Source organism: Lysobacter sp. Root494 (assembly GCF_001427225.1).
Classification (GTDB): Bacteria; Pseudomonadota; Gammaproteobacteria; order Xanthomonadales; family Xanthomonadaceae; genus Agrilutibacter.
In genome coordinates this window covers 40,631-63,109 of record NZ_LMFH01000008.1, presented here as the reverse complement: position 1 = coordinate 63,109, position 22,479 = coordinate 40,631, and the positions used below count along the sequence as shown (strand labels likewise).

Annotated in this window: 18 protein-coding genes; 14 read left to right on the top strand and 4 right to left on the bottom strand. The window is 66.6% G+C overall.

What is annotated here, in order from left to right; translation table 11 throughout:
* The first annotated feature begins 2 nt into the window (after positions 1 to 2).
* The 4 genes from ASD14_RS13165 (at position 3) to ASD14_RS13150 (ending at position 3,983) form a co-directional block, all read left to right on the top strand.
* Positions 3 to 581 carry a hypothetical protein gene (locus ASD14_RS13165; protein WP_157475401.1) on the top strand — a complete coding sequence of 193 codons (579 nt, stop codon included), beginning with the start codon at positions 3 to 5 and terminating at the stop codon, positions 579 to 581.
* Between the two features lie 6 nt (positions 582 to 587).
* The gene (locus ASD14_RS13160; protein ID WP_056134657.1) at positions 588 to 2,618 is read left to right on the top strand and encodes an ATP-dependent DNA helicase; all 2,031 of its coding nucleotides are present in this window, start codon (positions 588 to 590) and stop codon (positions 2,616 to 2,618) included.
* Positions 2,619 to 2,844: 226 nt separating this feature from the next.
* Positions 2,845 to 3,534: a tRNA (adenosine(37)-N6)-threonylcarbamoyltransferase complex dimerization subunit type 1 TsaB gene (tsaB, locus tag ASD14_RS13155; RefSeq protein ID WP_056134654.1), complete on the top strand. Its 690-nt coding sequence runs from the start codon at positions 2,845 to 2,847 to the stop codon at positions 3,532 to 3,534.
* Complete coding sequence (locus tag ASD14_RS13150) at positions 3,531 to 3,983, top strand: hypothetical protein (protein ID WP_056134651.1); 453 nt, start codon at positions 3,531 to 3,533, stop codon at positions 3,981 to 3,983. The genes tsaB and ASD14_RS13150 overlap by 4 nt, the downstream gene beginning before the upstream one ends.
* 14 nt (positions 3,984 to 3,997) lie before the next feature.
* On the opposite strand, the gene ASD14_RS13145 is transcribed toward ASD14_RS13150, so the two are convergent.
* Complete coding sequence (locus tag ASD14_RS13145) at positions 3,998 to 4,846, bottom strand: energy transducer TonB (protein ID WP_235565419.1); 849 nt, start codon at positions 4,844 to 4,846, stop codon at positions 3,998 to 4,000.
* Positions 4,847 to 4,916: 70 nt separating this feature from the next.
* Positions 4,917 to 5,879: a glutathione synthase gene (gshB, locus tag ASD14_RS13140; RefSeq protein WP_056134645.1), complete on the bottom strand. Its 963-nt coding sequence runs from the start codon at positions 5,877 to 5,879 to the stop codon at positions 4,917 to 4,919.
* A 237-nt stretch (positions 5,880 to 6,116) separates the two neighbouring features.
* Between gshB and ASD14_RS13135 the strand changes: the two genes are divergently transcribed.
* From ASD14_RS13135 to ASD14_RS13105, 7 genes are all read left to right on the top strand, one after another.
* The gene (locus ASD14_RS13135) at positions 6,117 to 6,527 is read left to right on the top strand and encodes a response regulator (RefSeq protein ID WP_056135374.1); all 411 of its coding nucleotides are present in this window, start codon (positions 6,117 to 6,119) and stop codon (positions 6,525 to 6,527) included.
* An 18-nt stretch (positions 6,528 to 6,545) separates the two neighbouring features.
* Entirely contained in the window at positions 6,546 to 6,911 is a 366-nt protein-coding gene (locus ASD14_RS13130) for a response regulator (RefSeq protein WP_056134642.1), read from the top strand.
* 1 nt (position 6,912) lies between these two features.
* Entirely contained in the window at positions 6,913 to 7,476 is a 564-nt protein-coding gene (locus ASD14_RS13125) for a chemotaxis protein CheW (RefSeq protein ID WP_056134639.1), read from the top strand.
* A gap of 53 nt (positions 7,477 to 7,529) precedes the next feature.
* Positions 7,530 to 9,542 carry a methyl-accepting chemotaxis protein gene (locus ASD14_RS13120; protein ID WP_056134636.1) on the top strand — a complete coding sequence of 671 codons (2,013 nt, stop codon included), beginning with the start codon at positions 7,530 to 7,532 and terminating at the stop codon, positions 9,540 to 9,542.
* Positions 9,543 to 9,652: 110 nt separating this feature from the next.
* Positions 9,653 to 15,877 (top strand): Hpt domain-containing protein, encoded by a 6,225-nt coding sequence (locus ASD14_RS13115; protein ID WP_056134633.1) that lies wholly within the window; start codon positions 9,653 to 9,655, stop codon positions 15,875 to 15,877.
* Positions 15,870 to 17,177: a chemotaxis protein CheB gene (locus tag ASD14_RS13110; protein WP_056134631.1), complete on the top strand. Its 1,308-nt coding sequence runs from the start codon at positions 15,870 to 15,872 to the stop codon at positions 17,175 to 17,177. Before ASD14_RS13115 ends, ASD14_RS13110 begins: the two co-directional genes overlap by 8 nt.
* 20 nt (positions 17,178 to 17,197) lie before the next feature.
* Positions 17,198 to 17,674, top strand: a complete 477-nt coding sequence (locus ASD14_RS13105) for a chemotaxis protein CheW (protein ID WP_056134628.1) — start codon at positions 17,198 to 17,200, stop codon at positions 17,672 to 17,674.
* A 183-nt stretch (positions 17,675 to 17,857) separates the two neighbouring features.
* Here the strand turns inward: ASD14_RS13105 and ASD14_RS13100 are convergent, their stop codons facing one another.
* Positions 17,858 to 18,595, bottom strand: coding sequence for a 16S rRNA (uracil(1498)-N(3))-methyltransferase (locus ASD14_RS13100; protein WP_056134624.1), 738 nt, complete (start codon positions 18,593 to 18,595; stop codon positions 17,858 to 17,860).
* On the bottom strand, positions 18,586 to 19,986 hold the full coding sequence (gene bioA / locus ASD14_RS13095) for an adenosylmethionine--8-amino-7-oxononanoate transaminase (protein WP_056134621.1): 1,401 nt from the start codon (positions 19,984 to 19,986) through the stop codon (positions 18,586 to 18,588). Before bioA ends, ASD14_RS13100 begins: the two co-directional genes overlap by 10 nt.
* Positions 19,987 to 20,042: 56 nt before the next feature.
* Between bioA and nudE the strand changes: the two genes are divergently transcribed.
* The 3 genes from nudE (at position 20,043) to mazG (ending at position 22,465) form a co-directional block, all read left to right on the top strand.
* Positions 20,043 to 20,591, top strand: coding sequence for an ADP compounds hydrolase NudE (nudE, locus tag ASD14_RS13090; protein ID WP_056134618.1), 549 nt, complete (start codon positions 20,043 to 20,045; stop codon positions 20,589 to 20,591).
* On the top strand, positions 20,588 to 21,400 hold the full coding sequence (gene cysQ, locus ASD14_RS13085; protein ID WP_082538988.1) for a 3'(2'),5'-bisphosphate nucleotidase CysQ: 813 nt from the start codon (positions 20,588 to 20,590) through the stop codon (positions 21,398 to 21,400). The genes nudE and cysQ overlap by 4 nt, the downstream gene beginning before the upstream one ends.
* Before the next feature lie 234 nt (positions 21,401 to 21,634).
* On the top strand, positions 21,635 to 22,465 hold the full coding sequence (mazG, locus tag ASD14_RS13080; protein ID WP_056134613.1) for a nucleoside triphosphate pyrophosphohydrolase: 831 nt from the start codon (positions 21,635 to 21,637) through the stop codon (positions 22,463 to 22,465).
* Positions 22,466 to 22,479: the final 14 nt, after the last annotated feature.

Here is a 22,479-nt window from a genome sequence, read left to right as displayed (position 1 = left end):
TGATGAATATTTCGCCAGGATGGCGGGTTGCCGTGGTCGCGGGCTCGCTGATGCTGGGCGGATGCACCGTGCCGGCACCGAAGCCCGTGGAGCCGGCCTTCGATGCTGCAGCACTGGTGAAGACCATACGGTCGGCGGGAGCGGCGACTTCGAACGAACTCGACGTGCAGCCCCTGCGCGATCCCGAGATAGAAGACCTGCGACAACAGGCCGCTCAGCTCGAGGCCAGACATATGTATCGCGGCGCGGCCGACCTGCTGGATCGTGCGATGAAGCTCAACGCGCAGGATCCCGCGTTGCTGCAGGAACGTGCCGAACTCGCGTTGTTACTGCGCGATCAGGAACAGGCGCAGCAACTTGCGAAGCAGGCCATCGACCTGGGGTCCACCACCGGCCCGCTGTGCCGCCGGCACTGGGAAACCCTGCTGCAGGCCGCGCTGCTGCGCGCCAACGACCGCGTGATCCGCCGCAGCGAAAGCGAAGCACAGGCCACCGCGCGCGTCGCCGCGGCCGCAGCCGAAGTGCGCGCTGCGCGCACGCAGCGCGACGCGTGCACGGTCGCTGCACTGAATCGCTACTGAGCCTGCATGTCCTCCCGTCTTGCTGAAGCCAGCCGCGCGGCATTGAGCGAGGGCGGTGAGCTCGCTTCCCGGATCGATGCCTTCGCTCCGCGTTCCGCGCAGCAGGATCTTTCCGTCGCCATTGCCGATGCATTCGAGACGCGCGGCACGCTGATCGCGGAAGCGGGGACCGGAACCGGCAAGACGTTCGCTTATCTCGTTCCCGCGCTGTTGTCAGGAATGAAGACGATCATCTCCACCGGTACGCGCGCGTTGCAGGACCAGCTGTACCACCGCGACCTGCCACGCGTGCGCGATGCGCTGGGTCGCGGCCTCAAGACGGCCTTGTTGAAGGGGCGCGCGAACTACCTCTGCCTGTACCGGTTGAACCAGGCGAAAGGCGAGCCGAAGTTCGCCAACCGCGAGCAGGTTGCGCAGTTCCAGCGCATCGTCGCGTGGAGCGGGCGCACGCGCATGGGCGACCTCGCCGAAGTGGAGGCGCTGCCCGAGGACTCGCCGCTGCTGCCGATGGTGACGTCGACCGCCGACAACTGCCTCGGCAGCGAATGCCCGTTGTTCGCCGACTGCTTCGTCGTGCAGGCGCGGCAGCGCGCGCAGGCGGCAGACCTGGTCGTGGTCAACCACCATTTGCTGCTGGCCGACCTCGCGCTCAAGCAGGAAGGTTTCGGCGAAATACTGCCGGGTGCGCAGGCATTCGTCGTCGACGAGGCGCACCAGCTGCCGGATCTTGCTGCACAGTTCTTTGGTGAAGCCCTGAGTGCGCGGCCGCTGGTCGAGCTCGCGCGCGATGCGATCGCCGAATCCAAGGACGTTGCCGGTGCGTTGGCGACGGTGCAGGGTCCGTCGCGGGAACTCGAGCACGCCGTGCGCTCGTTGCGTGCCGCGATGGACGACTTGCCGGTGCGCGGAACCCGTCGTCGCGCCGCTGAGCTCGAGGCTTCCGAACTGGCATTCGATGCACTGGATGCTGCTTTGCAACGACTGCACGACGCCGTGTTGCCGTTACGCGAGACCGCACCAGGGTTCGACAGTTGCATTGCGCGCGCGCAGGAATCCCTCTCGCGGCTGCGACGCTGGCGCGGCGAAACACCTCGCGCGATCGACCGCGACGACTTCGACATGCCGTTCGAGGTGCCTGCTGCCGACGGCGAAGACAGTCCACCGAACGGAACCATGCAGGCCGAAGACACGGGCGTGCACTGGTATGAACTCACCGCACGCGGCTTCCGCCTGAGCCGCACGCCACTGGATGTTGCCGGTCCGCTCGCGCAGCATCGCGAGCGTTCGCATGCAGCCTGGGTGTTCACTTCCGCGACGCTGGCCGTCGGCGGGCGCTTCGATCACTACGCCGCCAAGCTCGGACTGGACGATCCGCGCACGCTGCTTGCACCCAGTCCGTTCGACTGGCCGCGACAGGCCCTGTGCTACCTGCCGACGGGACTCCCGGATCCCGTCGTGCGGCACTACACGGAAAGTCTCGTCGAGAAACTGAGACCCGTGCTCGAAGCCTCTGGCGGTCGCGCCTTCATCCTGTTTGCTTCACACCGTTCGCTGCGTGAGGCAGCGGAACTGCTGCGCGGCGGGCCTTGGCCGCTGTTCGTGCAGGGCGAGGCGCCGCGACCGGTGTTGCTCGAACGCTTCCGCGCATCCGGCAACGGCGTGTTGCTGGGCGCGGCGAGCTTCCGCGAAGGCGTCGACGTGGCCGGTGAAGCGCTCAGTGTCGTGATCATCGACAAGCTGCCGTTCGCGGCGCCCGACGATCCTGTCTTCGAAGCGCGACTGGAAGCGATCCGTCGCAACGGCGGCAACCCGTTCCGTGACGAGCAGCTGCCGCAGGCGGTGATCGCACTGAAGCAGGGTGCCGGGCGGCTGATCCGCAGTGAAAGCGATCGGGGTGTGCTGGTGCTGTGCGACCCACGGATCACCTCGAAGACTTACGGAAAGGTGTTTCTCGATTCGCTACCGCCGTTGCCGAAGACGCGGCGAATCGACGACGTGACTGCGTTCTTCGTACCGGAGCTCCATGCGGTGGAGTAAGGCGGTCGATGGAGTCGATAGCCCGGACTTCTGCCCACGGAACTTGCTCCGCTGTTTTCCGCTCCTCACGACCTGCAGCACCGAGCCTGCCTGGTGCGCTTCCGGGACCAAGAGCGTCTGAGCCCGGATCAGAAAGCGACGGCAGCGGAGCAAGCTCCGATCTGCAACGCGCATTCGCCGACATCAATACACAGGGTCGCGTCGGCCCCGTCATAATGCCCGCGCCATGAAACTGCTCGCCATCGAAACCGCCACCGAAGCCTGTTCCGTTGCCCTCTGGCTCGACGGCGAGGTGCGCGAGCGCTTTGAAATCGCACCGCGCCGCCATGCCGAACTCACGTTGCCCTGGGCCGAACAATTGCTGGCCGACGCGGGCGTGAAGAAGTCGCAACTCGACGCCATCGCGATCGGCCGCGGTCCGGGTGCTTTCACGGGTGTGCGCCTGGCTGTTGCGATCGGGCAGGGCATCGCACTCGCACTGGATCGCCCGGTGGTGCCGGTTTCGACACTCGCCGCACTCGCAATGCAGGCGCAGGGCCCCCGCGTTCTCGCTGCCATCGATGCGCGCATGGGCGAGGTGTATGCCGCCGCATTCGAATTGCGCGACGGCGATGCGTTCGCGCTCGATGCGGAACGGGTGTCTCATCCCGAAGCCGTCGAATTGCCCGGGACTGCCAGTGGCTGGAATGGCGTCGGCACCGGCTTCGCAGCGCAGGAAGGAGCGCTCGCCTCTCGCCTTTGCTCCCGTTTCAGCGCAATCGATGCGGCGGCGTTGCCGCATGCGGCCGATGTCGCGAAGCTCGCCGCATTCGCCTTCGCGCGCGGTGAAACAGTTGCGCCGGAATTCGCCGAACCTGCCTATCTCCGCAACAACGTCGCGCTCACCATCGACGAGCAGAAGGCATTGCGGAAATGAAACGGGTATTTGCCGACGAGCGCGTGGAGTTCCGGCCCAGCATCACTCGCTCTTCTATCCCATTGGCGATTACCGCCGTCGTTGTTCCTATTGCGACCGGCGTGCTCTGCTGGCTGGGTTTGATTCAATGGTGGGCGTTGGGTACCGCGATGGCAGGGGCAGTGCTGGTCTTCGGCATCAGTTTCCTGATGCCGTTCCTGCAGACTGTTGTAGTCCGGCACGGCGAGATTTCCGGGCCGTCAGGCTACGGCGTAAACACTCTGCGCCTGGAGAAGATCGATCCGGCCAGAACCTTCATGGACGAGACCGGCCAGGCCATTCTCGTGGATGACCTTGGCTCCGTACTCGTGCTCGCGCCAATCATGTTGGGCGCGGAAGAAGTGCGTGAAGCCGTTACGTTGTTCGGGCTTGACCCCGAAGCCATTGCCCGGAAGAAGATGTCCGTTTAGACGGGTGGGCAACGTCAGTCGTCGATCAATTCACCACCCGGCATGAACAGCCAGGTGCGGGTGACGTGCAGGATGTCCGGGTCTTCTTCGGTCTTCGGCAGCGGCGCGTAGGGCTCCGCGAGTTTCGCAATCCGCAGCGCCGACGAATCGAGCAGCGGAATGCCGCTGGACTGCACGATCTGCATGCGCTCGACCGTGCCGTTGCGGCGGATGGCGATCGTGATCACCACCTTGCCGGCGAGGTGGCGGCGGCGCGCTTCATCCGGGTAATTGAGGTTGCCCACGCGCTCGACGCGCTTCACCCAGTCGCTGAGGTAGCTCGCCCACGCGTACTCCGTGGTGCTGGCCGACACGAACTTCCGCTTCGGCCGCTTGGCGTATTGCTCCGAGCGCAGGTGGATCTCCGCGGCGAGGCGCGCCATCGCCATGTCACGGGCGATCTTCTCGCGCCCGCGCGGGAGCACTTGCTCGTCGGGTGGCTGCGTGGCCTGCGCCTTCGCGATTTCGGTTTCGGCCTGCAGTGTGCTGACCACCCGGTCCTGCGGCGCCGGTTGCGGAGCGGGCGATTGTGCGCGCAGCGGACGGGGTGCGATGCCGGGCTCGGGCTGCGGCGCGGGTCCGGATTGGGTTTCGCGCGGACGGGTGGTCTTGTCGTGTTCGCCGCCGCCCTGGTTGGTGGCCTGGGCGAGGAAATCGGCCTGCTTCTGCGTCAGCGGCGACGTGGTCTCGGTCAGGATCACGTCGAGTGTCGGCATGATGGGAGCCGCGCTTTCGACCGCCCAGCCGACGCCGAGCAGGAGCATCGCGTGGACCAGCACCGACAGCACCATGGTGGCGCTGATGCGGCCGCTACCGGCGGCCATGCCTTCGCCCAACGCATATTCGCCCGGCCGGGGCGGGACGCGGACCGCGACCGTGTTCATGCAGCCCTGCTCATGCGACCAATTTCTGCTCGATTGCGTCGAACAGCATTCCGGCGATGTTGAGGCCGAACTGCGCATCGATCTCGCGGATGCAGGTCGGGCTGGTGACGTTGACTTCGGTGAGGTAGTCGCCGATCACGTCGAGGCCGACGAAGACCATGCCACGACGCTTCAGCTCCGGGCCGACCTGGGCGGCGATCCAGCGGTCGCGCTCGCTCAGGGGTTGTCCGCGGCCCTTGCCACCCGCGGCGAGGTTGCCGCGGAATTCGTCGCCTTGCGGAATCCGGGCCAGGCAGTAATCGACCGGCACACCATCGATCAGCAGGATGCGCTTGTCGCCCTCGGTGATCTCGGGAAGGTAGCGCTGGGCCATGGCCAGCTCGCGTCCACCCGCGGTCAGGGTTTCCAGGATCACGTTGGTATTCGGGTCGCCGGAACGAACGCGGAAGATCGAACGCCCGCCCATGCCGTCCAGCGGCTTGAGCACGGCATCGCCGTGTTCGGTCAGGAACGCCTTCAGCACGGCGGCCTCGCGGCTCACCACGGTAGGCGGGGTGCATTGGGGGAATTCGAGCGCGGCCAGCTTCTCGTTCATGTCGCGCAGGCCCTGCGGGTCGTTCACCACCAGCGCCCCGGCGCGTTGCGCCAGCCCCAGGATATGGGTGTCGTTGAGGTAGGCCGTATCGACCGGCGGATCCTTGCGCATCATCACGACCTGGCCCGGTCCGAAGGCCATTCGCCGCCATTCGCCGAGTTCGTACCAGCCGGCCGGATCGTCCTTCACCGTCAGGGGCGAAACGGTCGCCTGGGCCTGGCCTTCAGCCACGGCCAACCCTCCCGGACGCACGTACCAGAGCCGGTGTCCGCGGCGCTGCCCTTCCAGCAGCATGGCGAAAGTGGAGTCCTTGGCGATCTTGATGGACCCGATCGGATCCATCACGACGATGATGTCGACACCCGGTTGCAGGGGCATGTTGGCGCTGGCGAAAACGATGCCAGTGATGGTAACAGGCGCGCAGGGAGCGCTTTTGGCAGATGCCGCAAAACGTCACGTTCTGGCCATGCAAGTGCCAACCGGGTCGCGATTGGTGCAGCCCGGCACATTCAGGGATGCGCTTGCGAGTTCGTGCTTGACAGTACGCGCTATGCTTGAAATAAAGGCACTTCGCGACGTGCGGGGACGGCCGTGATCGCACAGGGGATTGAAAGCATGCAAGAGGGGCGCAACGGCAACCTCGACGGTCTGAAGGTGATGGTGATCGATGACTCGAAGACCATCCGCAGGACCGCGGAAACCTTGCTCAAGCGCGAGGGTTGCGACGTCGTGACGGCGACGGACGGTTTCGAGGCCCTGGCCAAGATCGCCGACCAGCAACCGCAGATCATTTTCGTCGACATCATGATGCCGCGCCTGGACGGCTACCAGACGTGCGCGTTGATCAAGAACAACCACCTGTTCAAGAACACGCCGGTCATCATGTTGTCGTCCAAGGACGGGTTGTTCGACAAGGCGCGGGGCCGCATCGTCGGTTCCGAGCAGTACCTGACCAAGCCTTTCACGCGCGAGGAACTCCTCGACGCGATCCGCAACCACGTGCACGACAATGCACGCAACGCCTGACCGGGGGGTAGGGCACCAATGGCACGTATTCTGCTGATCGAGGATTCGCCGACCGACGTCGCGGTTCTCACCCAACTGCTCGAACGCAACGGCCACCAGGTCATCGCCTCAGGCAGCGCCGAAGACGGCATCGCCGCGTGCAAGCGCGAGCTGCCGGACCTCGTCATCATGGACGTGGTCCTGCCCGGCATGAACGGTTTCCAGGCCACGCGCGCGCTGTCGCGCGACAACGCGACGAGTGCCATTCCGGTGCTGATCGTCAGCACCAAGGACATGGACGTGGACAAGGCCTGGGGCCTTCGCCAGGGTGCCCGCGACTACATCGTGAAGCCGCCGCGCGAATCCGAACTGATTGCCCGCATCAACGCGGTGCTGGGCCACTGAAGTGAGCAGGAAAGCTTCCGCGCCCGGCCCGTTCGACCTGCTGGCCGATTACGAGCGTCGCAGTCTCGAGCATGTCGCCGGCCTGCCCGAGCAGCTCGACGCGCCCGGCCTGTGGCGCGGCGTCGGTTACCGCGTGGGCGCACGGCGCCTGGCGTCCGGCTTCGACGAAGTCCGTGAAATCCTCCCGTTGCCGCAGATCACGCCCGTACCCGGCGCGCAGCCGTGGATGCTCGGCGTGGCCAACGTGCGCGGCAACCTCCTGCCCATCGTCGACCTGAAGCAGTTCCTCGAAGGCGAGCGCACCGTGCTGCACGAAAGCCAGCGCTGCCTGCTCGTGCGCCAGCCGGGCGGCGACGTCGCCGTGCTGATCGACGAGCTCTTCGGCCAGCGCAGCTTCACCGAACCGCAGAAGGTGGCCGACCTCCAGGCCGCCGAAGACCCGCTTTACCAGGGACGCTACGCGCACTTCGTCGATGTCGCCTACCGCGTCGACGAGCAGCCGTGGGGCATCTTCAGCCTGGACCGGCTGGCCCGTACTCCCGAATTCCGTCAAGCCGCCGGCTGACGACACCTTCCAACCAGCAGCACGCAAGCAGCAATCGCCAACGAGGTTGAACCATGAGCACTGTGATGAATCCCAAGGGCCGCGGCCTCGGCGTCAATACCTGGTTGACGATCCTCGGCATCTCGGTGGTCATCTTCGGCGTCAACGCCGGCTATGCCACCTGGAAGGGTTCGCGCCTGGCCGGTGCCAGCTCCGCGGCTTCGGCACTGCAGGTGAACTCGCAGCGACTGGCAGTGCAGGGCGCCGAGGCGGTGAGCGGTGACAAGGAAGCCTACGCGGCGTTCAAGGCGACGAAGGCGCAGATGGATGCCGACGTGAAGCAGCTCAACGAGCGCTTCGGCACCGAACTCGGCGTCTCCGGCGACATCGACAAGGTCAGCGGCACCTGGGAGCTCGTGGGCAAGAACGCGGACCAGGTCATCGGTTCGGAAGCCGCGGTGACCGGCCTGGCGGCGAAAGCCGACAGCTTCGCAGCCAAGGTGCCGCAGCTGCAGGCGCGCCTCGACGAACTGGTGCGCGCGATGTCGTCAAGCGGTTCGCCGGCGTCGCAGGTCTATCTCGCCCTGCGCCAGAACGTGCTGGCCGGCGCGATGGACAAGAGCATCACCTCGATGCGCGCGGGCGGTCCCGGCGCTTCGATCGCCGGCGACCAGCTCGCCCGCAACGCAACCGTGTTCGGCAACGTGCTCGTCGGCCTGCGCAAGGGCGACGCCGCGCTTGGCGTGACTCCGCTGTCGAATGGCGGCGCACTCGCCGCGCTCGGCCAGGCCGAGGGGCTGTGGACCGAAATGAAGAAGGACCTGGATGCGATCAGCGCCGGTTCGAAGAACCTGTTCACCGCGCAGGCCGCAGCCGGCACCATCACCAGCGAATCGAACACGCTGCTGGGCCAGAGCGAGTCGCTGTTCCGCTCGCTGACGGCCTTCGGTTCGGTGCGCAGCAAGAACCCGCTCGGCCACATCCTGATTTCGGTGCTGTCGGGTATCGCCGCGATCATCGCCATCGCCGGCTTGCTGTTCTCTTTGAACCGCGCGCAGCAGAAGCGCTACCAGACCACGAAGGAACTCAACGACCGTAACCAGGAGGCGATCATGCGCCTGCTGGATGAAATGGGTTCGCTCGCGGAAGGCGACCTGACCGTAAAGGCGACCGTGACCGAGGACATGACCGGCGCGATCGCGGACTCGATCAACTTCGCCGTCGAACAGCTGCGCAGCCTGGTGCAGACGATTACCGACACCTCGGTGCAGGTGGCCTCGAGCGCGCAGGAAACGCAGGCGACCGCCATGCACCTCGCCGAAGCCGCGGAACACCAGGCGCAGGAAATCAACTCGGCTTCCGACCGCATCAGCGAAATCGCGGCGAGCATCGACCAGGTGTCGAAGAACTCCGCCGAGTCCGCGGACGTGGCGCAACGCTCCGTGCAGATCGCGACCAAGGGCGCCGGCGTCGTGCGCCAGACGATCGCGGGCATGGACTCGATTCGCGACCAGATCCAGGAAACCTCGAAGCGAATCAAGCGACTGGGTGAGTCGTCGCAGGAAATCGGCTCGATCGTGGAACTGATCAACGACATCTCGGAACAGACCAACATCCTGGCGCTGAACGCGGCGATCCAGGCGGCATCGGCCGGTGAAGCGGGCCGCGGCTTCGCGGTGGTGGCGGACGAAGTGCAGCGACTCGCAGAACGCGCATCGAACGCGACCAAGCGAATCGAAACCCTGGTCCAGACGATTCAGTCGGATACCAACGAAGCGGTGTCGTCGATGGAACAGACGACCTCGGAAGTGGTCGCGGGTGCGCGCCTCGCCGAAGACGCGGGTACCGCGCTGGGCGAGATCGAAAAGGTGTCGTCCGACCTCTCCGGCCTGATTCAAGGCATCTCGACCGCGGCGAAGCAGCAGTCCAGCGCGGCGTCGAACATCACCGCGACGATGAACACCATCCAGTCGATTACCGCGCAGACCTCGCAGGGTGCGAGCCAGACGGCGCAGTCGATCGGAAACCTCGCGCAGCTCGCGGCCGACCTGCGCCGCTCGGTCGCCGACTTCAAGCTGCCGGCCTGACGCGCGGACGGAACTGATCACGAAATGGACGGCCTGAAGGCAAACCGCCCCGCGCCCGCGCCCGCCGACAAGGCGGGCGTCGTGGCCGCGCGCCGACACGGAGGCGACCTATGACCGTGTTGCGCGACGCGATCGACACGACCACGCTGGGCTGGGTCAAGCCCGAACTCGATGCGACGCTGCGCCAGGCGCGCGACGAAATCGAGGCGTTTGCCGAGAATCCCTCGCAGACCGCGCACATGCGCGTCTGCGCCGGGCACATGCACCAGGTGCACGGCACGCTGCGCATGATCGAGCTGTATGCCCCGGCGATGGTCGCCGAGGAAATGGAGCGTCTCTCGCTCTCGCTGCTGCGCGGTGAAGTCGTCGAGCGAGACGATGCCTGCGCGGCGCTGATGCGCGGCGTTGTCCAGCTCCCTGATTACCTGGAACGCCTGCAGGGCGGCCACCGCGACATTCCGATCGTATTGCTGCCGCTACTCAACGAGTTGCGCGCAACACGTGGCGAAACCGGCCTGAGCGAGAGCGTCCTGTTCTCGCCCGATCTGGATCGTCCGCTGCCGGAAAACCTCCCGGCCCCCGCTCCTTCCGCACCGAAGCCCGCGCGCGAACAACTGGTGGGCCACCTCGGTGCCCTGCGCGATGCACTTGCGGCATGGCCGGAAGACGGTGCGCCGGCCGATGCCGCTCAGCTGGCGAAGGTCGTCGACGGGCTGCTCGCCCAGGTCGATACCGAGCCGCTGCGCCGCATGCTCTGGGTGGCTGCATCCGTTGCCGGGGCGCTGCGCGATGGCGCGCTGACCGCCAATCGCGGCGTGCGCCAGGCCTTTGCCGGCGTCGAACGCGAAGCCCGCCAGACGCTGGTGCAGGACAACTTCGCCTTCGGTGCGCCGCGCCCCGACGCCGCCGCCGAACCGACCCGCCAGCTGCTGTACCACGTCGCCCACAGCGAGAGCCAGCATCCGGCGCTCAACAGCCTGCGACAGACCTTCGATCTCGCCGGCCAGGTGCCGAGCGAGGACGAACTCGAACACGCCCGCGGCAGTCTCAGCGGCCGCAACCGCGCGCTGCTCGATACCGTGTCGGCGGCGATCAAGGAAGACCTCCTGCGCGTCAAGGACGCACTGGACCTGCACCTGCGTACCAGGCAGACCGATGCCAACGAGCTGCGTCCCCAGGTCGATGCGCTGACCCGTGTCGGCGACACGCTCGGGATGATGGGCCTCGGCGTTGCCCGCAACGTCGTGATCCAGCAGCGCGACGCGATGCGCGAAATCGTTTCCGGTCGCCGCGCCGCGGACGAAGGTGCGCTGCTCGATGTCGCCGGCGCGCTTCTGTATGTCGACGCCTCGCTGGACGACCAGGTCGCACGGCTCGGGCGCCATGATTCCGGCGGCGAAGAAGACCTCGCCGCGGGCGAGCGCGCCAAGGTCATCGACGTCGTCGTGCGCGAAGCGATCGCCAACTTCGGCGATGCGCGGCAGTCGTTCGTCGCCTTCGTGGAAACCGGCTGGGAACACGCCGAGCTCGACGAAGTGCCGCGCCTGCTCGACGAAGTCGCCGGCGCGCTGCGCATGCTCGAGCAACATCAGCCGGCCGACTACCTCGTGGCGGTGAAGCGCTACGTCGAAGTCGAACTGCTTACCCGCAAGCGCGTTCCGAACAGCCAGCAGCTGGACACCATGGCCGACGCCCTGGCCAGCCTGGAGTACTACCTCGAAGCACTGCGCGACAAACGCCCGGCGCGCGATGAAATCCTCGAGATCGCGCGCCACGCCCTCGAACGACTGCGTTACTGGCCGCTGCCCCCGATGCCGCAGGAAGTCGGCGGGCCCGTTACCATGGCCGAAGCGCTCGACTTCTCGCCGGAACTCGCCGACGCCCTCGATTTCGCCAAGATCGAACCGTTTCTGGGCGCTACCCATTCGCGCGCGGCCGAAACCACGTCGCCGACGCCTGCGCACAGCATCACTGAAACTCCTTCGGAACCCGCCCACGCGCCTGCGCCCATTGCCGCCAACGCTGCTGGCGTTGCCGCCGGCGGTTTCGAGCGCAGCGACGACATCGACGACGAGATCCGCGAAGTCTTCCTGGAAGAACTGCAGGAAGAAATCAGCAACCTCGGCGAACTGCTGCCGCCGTGGACCGCGACGCCGGACGATGCCGAACGACTGCGTCCTATCCGCCGCGTCTTCCACACGCTCAAGGGCAGCGGCCGCCTCGTCGGCGCCAAGACGCTCGGCGAGTTCAGCTGGAAGGTCGAGAACATGCTCAACCGCGTGCTGGATGGCACGCGTCCCGCCAGTCCGGCCGTCATCGCCCTGGTAACCCAGGCTTACGACGCGCTGCCGCAACTGCATGCTGCGCTACGCGGCGAAGCCGACATCACCGCTGACCTCGCAGGCATGGAAGCCGTCGCCGAACGCATCGCCGCCGGCGAGGAAGCGTTCTTCACTCCCGCCACGGCGCCCACGCCGGGACCGGTGGTCGAAGCGGTGCCTGAACTCGCGGAAGCCGCCGTCGTTTCGATCGACGTCGGCGACCTGCAGGCCGAACCGTCGATCGCGTTCGAAGAGGAACCTGTTGCGAGCAGTGCCGAACCCGTGGTCGTCCCCGGCGTTCCCGCATCCGTCGATGCCGTGCTCCTGGAAATCCTGGCCGGTGAAGTCGGCGGGCACCTGGTCACGATCGAGAGCTGGCTGGATGGCGCGCGCAATGCGCCGCAGCCCGCGACCGAAGCGTTGCAGCGCGCCGTGCACACGCTCAACGGCGCGTTCGCGATGACCGAAGTGCCGGTGATCACAGACATCACCGGTCCAAGCGAGACCTACATCAAGCGCATGCTCGCCGCGGGCGTCATGCCGACGACCGAAGGCGTCGCGGCGCTGGACGAAGCCGCCGCCGCGATCCGCGCCACCATGCAGGGCCTGCAGTCCCCGGTCCCGCACGTGCCGCGTTTCGAAGGCTTGTCGGCCCGTCTGCAGGCATTGCGAGACAGCCTGCCCGAGGCGCGACCGCACGTCGCCATCGAAGAAGAGGCGGCGCACGAGTCAGATCTGCCCGCATTCGATTTCAGCGAATTCACCGACCTGGCCGCCGACGTTGGGGTCGCCAGCCTCGTGCAGACCACCACGGCGCCGGTGCTCGCGCCTGTAGTCGCGTCCAGCTCGCTGGAGTTCGAACCGATCGCGTTCGGCGAGAGCATCGCTGTCGAATCCGAAGTAGCGCAGATCGAAGTCGCGCCCACGAACGAGCCGGACTTCGAAGCGATCGAATTCGACACGTCGTTGCTGGAGGCCGAAGGCCTCGAAACCGAAGCCTTCCAGGGCGAGGGTCTCGAAGCCGAACTCCTTGAGACCGAACGTCTCGAGGCCGAACGCGTCGAAGGCGAGCGCCTGGAAGCCGAGCGCTTGGAAGCCGAGCGTCTCGAAGCCGAACGCCTGGAAGCCGAACGTCTCGAAGCCGAACGTCTCGAAGCCGAACGACTCGAAGCCGAACGACTCGAAGCCGAACGACTCGAAGCCGAACGCGCCGCAGCGGACGAAGAAGCCGAATACGCGCGCATCGAAGCCGAGTACGCCGAGGCGGAGCGTCTTGCCCAACAACAGCGCGAAGTCGAAGAGCGTGCGCAGCGCGAGGCGGCTGAAGCTGAGCGACTCGCCGCGGAGCAGGCCGAGGCCGAACGCCTTGTCGCCGAACGCGTCGCGACAGAAGAAGCCGCGCGCCTCGAAGCCGAACGCGTCGCCGAAGAAGAACGACTCGAAGCCGAGCGCCTTGCCGCCGAACAGGCTGCCGCCGCGGAATCCGCTGCCGCCGCCGAAGCCGAGGCCCAGCGCCGCGCCGACGAAGTACGCGAAGCCGAAGAGCGCGCCCGCCGCGAAGCGACTGCCGCTGCAGCAGCCCTGGCCGCTGCCAGCACGCTGCCGGAGCCGGAACCTGCGGTGGCCGCCATCCTCGCGCACGCCCAGGCCGGTCATGGCGATCCCGACGAAGCACTCGATCTCACCGGTCTCGATCCGGAGTTGGTCGACATCTTCGTCGAGGAAGGCGCCGACCTGCTCGATCATTCCGACGGTCTGCTCGCCGAACTGCGTGCAGCCCCGGATTCACGCGAGCCGTTGATCGGCTTGCAGCGCGACCTGCACACGCTCAAGGGCGGTGCGCGCATGGCCGGCATCATGGCCGTGGGCGAACTTGGCCACACCATGGAGTCGCTGCTGGAAGCCGTGGTCGAGAACCGCGTCGAACTCGGCCGCGACGGCGTGCCGTTGCTCGAGCGCGGCTTCGACCGCCTGCATGCGATGGTCACGCGCGTCGGTGCGCGCCAGGCAATCGCGATGCCAGAATCGCTCATCGCCGAATTCGACGCGCGTTCCCGCGGCGAACGTGCCGCAGCGATGGTTTACGAAGCTGCGACGACGACTGTCGAAGCTGCAGCCGCATCGCTCGAACTCAAGCCACTGTCCGCACCGATGGTCGACGCCCTCGCGGGCGACGACGACGACATCGGCGCGCGTACGCCGCAGGAACAGGTGCGCATCCGTGCCGACCTGCTTGACCGCCTCGTCAACTACGCGGGCGAAGTCGCGATCTATCGCGCCCGCCTGGAACAGCAGCTGGGTGCGTTCCGCGCCGCCATCGCGGAAATGGACCAGACCAACATCCGTATGCGCGACCAGCTGCGCCGTCTCGAAATCGAGACTGAAGCGCAGATCATCGCGCGCTTCCAGCGCGAGCACGACACGGCGGATGCGACGTTCGATCCGCTCGAACTCGACCGCTTCTCCACCCTGCAGCAGCTGTCGCGTGCGCTCGCGGAATCCGCGGCCGACCAGAGCAGCCTGCAGGTCACGCTCGACGACCTGACCCGCCAGTACGAAACACTGCTGCTGCAACAGTCGCGCGTGAGTTCGGAACTGCAGGAAGGCCTCATGCGCACGCGCATGGTGCCGTTCGATGCGCTGTTGCCGCGCCTGCGCCGCGTCGTGCGCCAGGCGTCGGGCGAAACCGGCAAGAATGTCCAGCTCAAGCTCGGCAATGCGCAGGGCGAACTCGACCGCAACGTGCTCGACCGCATGACCGCGCCGCTGGAGCACATGCTCCGCAACGCGGTCGCGCATGGCCTGGAAAAGCCCGACAAGCGCAAGAAGGCGGGCAAGGCGGAAGAAGGTTCGATCAGCATCGCGATCCGCCGCGAAGGTTCGGAAGTGGTGCTGGAAGTCGCCGACGACGGCGCAGGCCTCAACCGCGAAGCGATCCGCAAGCGCGGCGAAGAGCGTGGCCTGGTCCGTCCGGACGCCGTGCTCAGCGACAGCGATCTCGACATGCTGATCTTCGAGCCGGGTTTTTCGACGGCGGACGAAGTCAGCCGCCTCGCCGGTCGCGGCGTCGGCATGGACGTGGTGGCCTCGGAAGTGCGCCAGCTCGGCGGCACCATCGACATCGAGTCGAAGGCCGGCGAAGGCACGCGCTTCGTGCTGCGCCTGCCGCAGACGCTTGCGGTAACGCAGGCGGTGTTCGTGCGCATTGGCGAAACCAGCTTCGCAGTGCCGATCGCCTCGGTGCGCGGCGTGGGCCGCATGCCGCGCGGCCAACTTGCGCAGGCCGGCGCCGTGTACGAATACGGCGGCGAGGACTATCCGGTCCACGACCTCGGCAACCTCGTCGGCCACGCGACCGCGAAGGCCGAAGGCCAGCTGCAGATGCCGTTGCTGCTGATCCGCGCCGGTGACCTGCGCGCCGCGGTCAGCGTCGACCATGTCATCGGCAACCGCGAAATCGTGGTGAAGCCGGTCGGTCCGCAGGTCGCTTCGATCCCGGGCATCTTCGGTGCCACGATCATGGGCGACGGCAGCGTGGTCGTGATCCTCGACGTCGCACCGCTGGTGCGCCGCCAGGCCGTGCTCACGCCCGAACACCTGCCGGTTGCGCCGATGGTCGTCGAACACCGCCGCGTCCCCATGGTCATGGTGGTCGACGACTCGGTCACCATGCGCAAGGTCACGGGACGCGTGCTCGAGCGCAACAACTTCGAGGTGCTCACGGCGAAGGACGGCCTCGACGCACTGGAAAAGATGGTCGACACGGTGCCCGACCTGATGCTGCTCGACATCGAAATGCCGCGCATGGACGGTTACGAGCTCGCCACGGCGATGAAGGCCGACCCGCGCCTGCGCAACGTGCCGATCGTGATGATCACCTCGCGTACCGGCGAGAAGCATCGCCAGCGCGCCTTCGACATCGGTGTGAACCGCTATCTCGGCAAGCCGTACCAGGAGCCGGAACTGCTGCGCAACGTGTTCGAACTGCTGGGGATTACCCGCACCCATGAGTGACACCGCTCGCCGCGTCGCATTGCTGGCCCGCCCTGGCGCGGCCCGCGACCGCATGCGTGAGGCACTGGGCCAGGCAGGCGCGGACATCGTGCTCGAAGCCGACCCGGCCAACACCAGCGAGGAAGACGTGCTGGCTTCGCAGCCCGAAGCCGCGCTGATCGTGCTGGACGCCGCGACCGACGAGGCGCTCGATCGCTTCGAGGGCATGCTCTCCAACCCGAAGATCGAAGTGCTGTTCGAGGAAGCCGAACTCGCCACGGGCCGCGTCGGCTGGGATGCCGCGCGCTGGGTCCGTCATCTGCGCGCCAAGCTCGGACATTCGGACAGCGTGCTGCCGCCTGGCCGTGGTGGAGTGGAGGCGATTGCCGAACTCATCGTGCCGGAAGCTCCGATGCCTGCAGCGGCACCACCGGCATCAATGCCAGCGGCAACGACGTCAGCGGCATCAACATCGGCACCGGCTGCCTCGGGGCTCGAACTCTCGCTTGCCGATGACGAAGGCGTCGTGCCGGTCGATGTGCACTCGGACATGGACCTGGTCGCGTTCGAACTCGGCGACGAAGCCGCGCATTACACGAGCGAACACAGCGCCGAGCCGTCGCCGCCACTGGCCGCGAAGTTCGAGCTCGAACTCGTCGATGACACACCCACGGAGATAAGGATCGAAGGCCTGGAACTGGCGGACGACCATCCGATGGACGCCAGCCGCTTCCAGAGCGACATGGACGACCTGAACAACCGCTTCTCGACCATGGAACTGGTCGAAGAGCGCACCGCGGCACCTATGCGCGGCGCCGTGCTGGTGCTTGCCGGTATTGGTGGCCCCGATGCCGTGCGCCAGCTGCTGGGGGCGCTGCCTGCGGAATTCCCGCGTGCCGTGCTCGTGCAGCAACGCCTCGATGGCGGCCATTACGACAAGCTGGTCGCGCAGATGCAGCGCGCCACGACGCTGCCGGTAAAGCTCGCGGTGAGCGGCGACACGTTGCAGGCCGCAACCGTCTACATCCTGCCACCGACACTCGGCGTGCACGAGAACGGACAGGGTCTCGCATTCAACGATGCACCAGCCGACCTGCTCGCCGCGCTGCCCGCTGGCGACAGTGCGGTGCTGATGCTCAGCGGTGCGGATGCCAGCCAGGTGGACGCGGTCATGAAGCTCGCAGCCGCCGGCGCGCTCATCGCAGGACAGGCACTGGACGGCTGCTACGACGTCGCCGCGCCTGCTGCACTGGCGGCGCGTGGTGGGCAAGCGGGCAAGCCGCAGGAACTCGCGCGCCGGCTCGCCGAGCGCTGGCACTAACTCAGATACCCGGAACGTCGATGACCACTACCCAGCAAAACGATATCCGGGGCGTGCTGATCGCCGTTGCGCGTGCACGCCTGCTCCTGCCCAACGCAACCATCGCCGAGGTGTTGTCGTTCGCACCCCCGTCGCCGGTCGAAGGCGCCCCCGACTGGCTGCTCGGCCGCATCCGCTGGCGTGGCTGGGAAGTGCCCCTGATCGCCTTCTCGCAAATGGCCGACATTGCACCGGAAGCCGGTGGCCTGGGCAGCAAGGTGGTTGTCCTCAAGGCGCTCGGCGGCGATGCCAAGTCGCCTTACTTCGCCATCCTGACGCAGGGCTTCCCGCGCCTGGTTACCGTGTCGCCGGACCGCCTGCAGCACGAAGCCGACGAACACCTGCCGCAGGGCGTGCATGCCCGCGTGTGGCTCAACGAAGACGAAGCGTTCGTGCCGGACCTCGAGGCGATCGAACTGCTGATTGCCGGCGCACTGAACCAGGCACAGGCCGCCTGATCTGCGCGCGCCGCCGGCAACGGCGCCCATGGCTTCGCCGGATGGATGACGCCACGATCCGGTCCATACCCCATACATGCCGTCGCTGGTGTTCGTCGCGTCGGGGTGGGCATCGTGCGCTGGCTCGATGCGTGCACGATCCACTCCAGGATCTGACCCGCGAAGCGCAGCGATTACCAATCGTCAGGCCAGGTCGCCAAAACGCGCCTGCAGTGCGGCGATCGCCGCGAGCCCGGCGGTTTCCGTGCGCAAAATGCGTGGGCCCAGCCGCACTCCGCGGAATCCGGCATTGCGCAACTGTTTGCGATCCACGCTCGACCAGCCGCCTTCCGGTCCCACGGCGAGCGTGACGTGCTCGCCGGCTGCGGGTGACATGGCGCCCATCGCGAGTTCGCCTTCGGGGTCCAGGATCAGGCGCAGTCCCCCGGCGGGCATTGCCTCCAGCGCCGCTGCCAGCACCACGGGTGAAGCAATTTCGGGCACGCGTGCACGGCCGCACTGCTCGCACGCAGACGCGACCACGCCACGCCAATGCGCCAGCCGCTTCACCATGCGTTCGCCTTCAAGCTTCACTTCGCTGCGCTGCGACCACAGCGGCGTGATCGACGTGACGCCGAGTTCCGTGGCCTTCTGCAGGATCAGGTCCATTTTCTCGCCGCGCGCGACGCCCTGGAGCAGGGTGATGCGAAGCGGCGATTCATTGTCGACCACGCGCGAACTTTCGATGGCAACGCGCACACCGCGCTTGTCGAGCGCGACGATGCGCGCGGCGTGGTCGTGGCCGTCGCCATTGAACAGCACGCACTCGTCGCCGATCGCCAGCCGCAGCACCCGCGAAAGATGCAAGGCCGCGCCTTCCGGTAGTGGCAATTCGGCTCCGGGTGAAAGCGCTGCTTCGACGTAGACACGGGTCAGGCGCATGCGGTGGCCTCGTCGATCGCGATACGCGTGACCTGGGCAAGCTGCCGCAATGCAGCGTGGTCGACACAGTAAGGTGGCATCCAGTACAGGATGTCGCCCAGCGGGCGCAGCAGCACGCCATTGGCGACCGCGCTGCGGTATGCGTGCAGGCCGACGCGGGCTGCAGGGTCGAACGGTGTGCGCTTGTCGCCATTCTTCGTGAGTTCGAACGCGACGATCATCCCGGTCTGGCGCACGTCGGCGACATGCGCGTGCTCCGCGAAGGGCTGCGCGAGTTCCCGCATCACTGCAGCGGTGTTGCGATTGCGTTCGATCACGCCGTCGCTCTCGAAAATTCCCTGGGCAGCGAGCGCGGCCGCGCAGGCCAGCGGATTGCCCGTGTAGCTGTGCGAATGCAGGAACGCGCGGTCGCGCGAATCGTCGAGGAAACCGTCGTAAATGCGCTGCGTCGTGAGCACCGCGGCAAGCGGCAGCGAGCCTCCGGTGAGTCCCTTGGACAGGCACAACAGGTCCGGTTGCACGCCGGCCTGTTCACTCGCGAACAACGTGCCCGTCCGGCCGAATCCGACCGCGATCTCGTCCGCGATCAGGAACACGCCATGCGCATCGCACAGCTCGCGCGCCAGCCTCAGGTACGACGGATCGTGCATGCGCATTCCGCCGGCGCACTGCACCAACGGTTCGAGGATCAGTGCGCAGATTTCGCCGGCGTGGCGTTCGAGCAGCTCGCGCAGGCCCGCGGCGGCACGCGAAGCGCGTTGCGCGGGCGACTCGCCGGGCTCGCACAAGTACGAATCGGGCGAAGGCGCGAACAGCGCTTCGGCCAGCAAAGGCGCGTAGACACGCCGATACAACGGAATGTCGCCGACCGCGAGCGCGCCGATGGTTTCGCCGTGGTAGCCGTTTTCCAGCGCGATGAACTTGGTGCGCTGCATCTCGCCGCGGTTGCGGAACCAGTGGAACGCCATCTTCAACGCGACTTCGACGCCGGCCGAACCGTTGTCGGCGTAGAAGACCTTGGCCAACGGCTCGCGTCCGGCTTCGCGCGGTGCGATGGCGAGCAACCGTTCTGCGAGTTCGACTGCCGGCGCGTGCGAGCACCCGGCGAGGATCACGTGTTCCAGCGTCGACGCCTGCCGCGCGATGGCGGCGGCGATCCGCGGTTCCGCGTGGCCAAACAGATTCGTCCACCAGCTGCTGATCGCATCGAGATAGCGGCGGCCGTCGTAGCCCACCAGCCATGCGCCTTCGCCCCGTTCGATCGGCAGCAACGGCAAGGTATCGGGGTGCTCGCGCATCTGCGTGCACGGGTGCCAGAGCACGGCCAGGTCGCGCGAACGCCATGCATCGGCGTCCGTTATGATCATTGCATCGTGAGTCTTGTCCTGCATCCCTCCATTATCGCAGCCGGCGCAGCCGGGATGTCCGCCGGCCCTGGAGCCCTCTCTTGACGCGTCGCCTGCCGACCATCCATGGCATCACCGAGCACGACGCCGGCCCTTACCGGCTCGAGCGCCTGGAGCTCGAGTTCGCCAATGGCGAGCGCCGCAACTACGAGCGCCTGCACGGGCGCGGCCATGGCGCGGTGATCGTGGTACCGATGATCGACGCCGAGACGGTGCTGCTGGTGCGCGAGTACGCCGCAGGGATGCATCGCTACGAACTGGGCCTGGTGAAGGGCCGCATCGACGCGGGCGAAACCGCCGTCCAGGCCGCCGACCGCGAACTCAAGGAAGAAGCCGGCTACGGCGCGCATTCGCTCACGCTGTTGCGCGACCTCACCCTGGCACCGACGTACATGAGCCATACCGCGCAACTCGTGATCGCGCGCGACCTGTATCCCGAGCGCCTGCCGGGCGACGAACCCGAGGAACTCGAAGTGATCCCATGGAAGCTCGCCGCGCTGCACGAACTCATCCTGCGCGAGGATTTTTCCGAGGGCCGCAGCATCGCCGCGCTGTTCATCGCGCGCGAATGGCTGGGGATGCAGGCATGAGCGCGTACATGCTCGACAAGGCCTTGCGCGAGGAAGTCATCGTCCTCGCGCAGGACGCGGCGGCCGCCATCCTCGGCATCTACGAGAGCGATTTCGCCGTCCAGCACAAGGATGACGATTCGCCGCTCACCGCGGCCGACCTGGCGGCGCATCGCTGTATCGTCGAAGGCCTGGCACGCATCACGCCGGATATTCCGGTGCTTTCCGAGGAGTCGGCGCACGAAGTAGGCGTCGGGGAGCGCCGTGGTTGGCATCGCCTGTGGGTGGTCGATCCGCTCGACGGTACCCGCGAGTTCGTCAAGCGAAACGGAGAATTCACCGTGAATATCGCGCTGATCGAAAGCGGTGTCGCGGTCTTCGGCATCGTGCAGGCGCCCGTGACGGGACAGCTATGGCATGGCGGTGCGACCTTGGGTGCATTCCATCGCGAACGCGGCAGCGACGTTCCGCTGCACGTGCGTGCGCCCGCCACTGCGCCGCTGCGCGTCGCCGCCAGTCGCTCGCACCGCGATGGCCGCACGCAGGCGTTCATCGATCGCATGGGCGAAACCGAACCCCTGGGTCTCGGGTCGTCGTTGAAGTTCTGCCGCATCGCCGAAGGCGGTCTCGACGTATATCCGCGCTTCGGTCCGACCAACGAGTGGGACACGGCCGCCGGCCAGTGCGTATTGGAAGGCGCGGGCGGCGCGGTGCTCGACCCGCAGGGACGGCCGTTCCGTTACAACCAGCGCGATACGGTGCTCAATGGGGATTTCATTGCGCTGGGCGACGTGTCGTTGCCGTGGCGGGATTGGGTGGCGGGCCAGTAACGTCTCTTTGCTTGTCATTCCCGCGAAGGCGGGAATCCAGTGTCTTTCGCTTGAGCAAGCAACGGCACAAAGGCAAAGCCGCTGGATGACCAGCCCTCGGCTGTGGTGAGGCGCCTCCCGCTTTCGCGGGAATGACGAGCAACAACAACGGCAAAGCAACAACAGCAGCGGCAGCGGCAGGAAGTCAACATCCGACGCCTATCGCTGTTGAAATATCAGAACGAAAGAGCGCTGATGAACCACCTTCTCCAAGACCACCACGACATCCACACCCTGCTCGCCATCATGGCGCGCCTGCGCGACCCGAATGGTGGCTGTCCCTGGGACGTCCAGCAGACCTTCGCCACGATCGCTCCATACACGATCGAGGAAGCGTACGAAGTCGCCGATGCGATCGACCGCAATGACCTGCACGCGCTGAAGGACGAACTCGGCGACCTGCTGCTGCAGGTCGTCTTCCATGCACGCATGGCGGAAGAGCAGGGTAGCTTTGCCTTCGGCGATGTCGTCGCCGCGATCAGCGACAAGATGATCCGCCGCCATCCGCACGTGTTCGCCGGCGAAAGCGTCGAGGATGCCGAAGCACAGACGGTCGCGTGGGAAGAACAGAAGCGCCGCGAGCGCGAATCCGCAGGCCACCAGGATACTTCCGCACTGGCCGGCATCGCGCGCGGCCTGCCCGAATGGCAGCGCGCCGTGAAGCTGCAGAAGCGCGCGGCATCGGTCGGCTTCGACTGGCCGGACATTACGCCCGTGATCGCCAAGCTGCATGAGGAAATCGAGGAAGTGCGCGAGGAATTCGCAGCCGCCGCCGCGCAGCCAGGCGCCGGCGAAGCACACGATCGCCTCGAAGAGGAAATCGGCGACATGCTGTTCGTTGCCGCGAACATCGCGCGACATGCGAAGGTCGACGTGGGCGCCGCCATGCGCCGCGCCAACCTCAAGTTCGAACGCCGCTTCCGTGCGATGGAAGCCTTTGCTGAAGCCGACCGCACCACGCTTGCCGCGCTGACGCTGGAAGAGCAGGATCGTTACTGGGACAAGGCCAAGGCAGCCGGAAAGTAACGTCGGCCGATCAC

What these genes read in the sequence shown, in the direction of transcription:
- ASD14_RS13165 (WP_157475401.1), top strand. Translation starts at nt 3, where the DNA reads ATGAATATTTCGCCAGGATGGCGGGTTGCCGTGGTCGCGGGCTCGCTG.
- ASD14_RS13160 (WP_056134657.1), top strand. Translation starts at nt 588, where the DNA reads ATGTCCTCCCGTCTTGCTGAAGCCAGCCGCGCGGCATTGAGCGAGGGC.
- tsaB (WP_056134654.1), top strand. Translation starts at nt 2,845, where the DNA reads ATGAAACTGCTCGCCATCGAAACCGCCACCGAAGCCTGTTCCGTTGCC.
- ASD14_RS13150 (WP_056134651.1), top strand. Translation starts at nt 3,531, where the DNA reads ATGAAACGGGTATTTGCCGACGAGCGCGTGGAGTTCCGGCCCAGCATC.
- ASD14_RS13145 (WP_235565419.1), bottom strand. Translation starts at nt 4,846, where the DNA reads ATGGCCGCCGGTAGCGGCCGCATCAGCGCCACCATGGTGCTGTCGGTG.
- gshB (WP_056134645.1), bottom strand. Translation starts at nt 5,879, where the DNA reads ATGCCCCTGCAACCGGGTGTCGACATCATCGTCGTGATGGATCCGATC.
- ASD14_RS13135 (WP_056135374.1), top strand. Translation starts at nt 6,117, where the DNA reads ATGCAAGAGGGGCGCAACGGCAACCTCGACGGTCTGAAGGTGATGGTG.
- ASD14_RS13130 (WP_056134642.1), top strand. Translation starts at nt 6,546, where the DNA reads ATGGCACGTATTCTGCTGATCGAGGATTCGCCGACCGACGTCGCGGTT.
- ASD14_RS13120 (WP_056134636.1), top strand. Translation starts at nt 7,530, where the DNA reads ATGAGCACTGTGATGAATCCCAAGGGCCGCGGCCTCGGCGTCAATACC.
- ASD14_RS13115 (WP_056134633.1), top strand. Translation starts at nt 9,653, where the DNA reads ATGACCGTGTTGCGCGACGCGATCGACACGACCACGCTGGGCTGGGTC.
- ASD14_RS13110 (WP_056134631.1), top strand. Translation starts at nt 15,870, where the DNA reads ATGAGTGACACCGCTCGCCGCGTCGCATTGCTGGCCCGCCCTGGCGCG.
- ASD14_RS13105 (WP_056134628.1), top strand. Translation starts at nt 17,198, where the DNA reads ATGACCACTACCCAGCAAAACGATATCCGGGGCGTGCTGATCGCCGTT.
- ASD14_RS13100 (WP_056134624.1), bottom strand. Translation starts at nt 18,595, where the DNA reads ATGCGCCTGACCCGTGTCTACGTCGAAGCAGCGCTTTCACCCGGAGCC.
- bioA (WP_056134621.1), bottom strand. Translation starts at nt 19,986, where the DNA reads ATGCAGGACAAGACTCACGATGCAATGATCATAACGGACGCCGATGCA.
- cysQ (WP_082538988.1), top strand. Translation starts at nt 20,588, where the DNA reads ATGAGCGCGTACATGCTCGACAAGGCCTTGCGCGAGGAAGTCATCGTC.
- mazG (WP_056134613.1), top strand. Translation starts at nt 21,635, where the DNA reads ATGAACCACCTTCTCCAAGACCACCACGACATCCACACCCTGCTCGCC.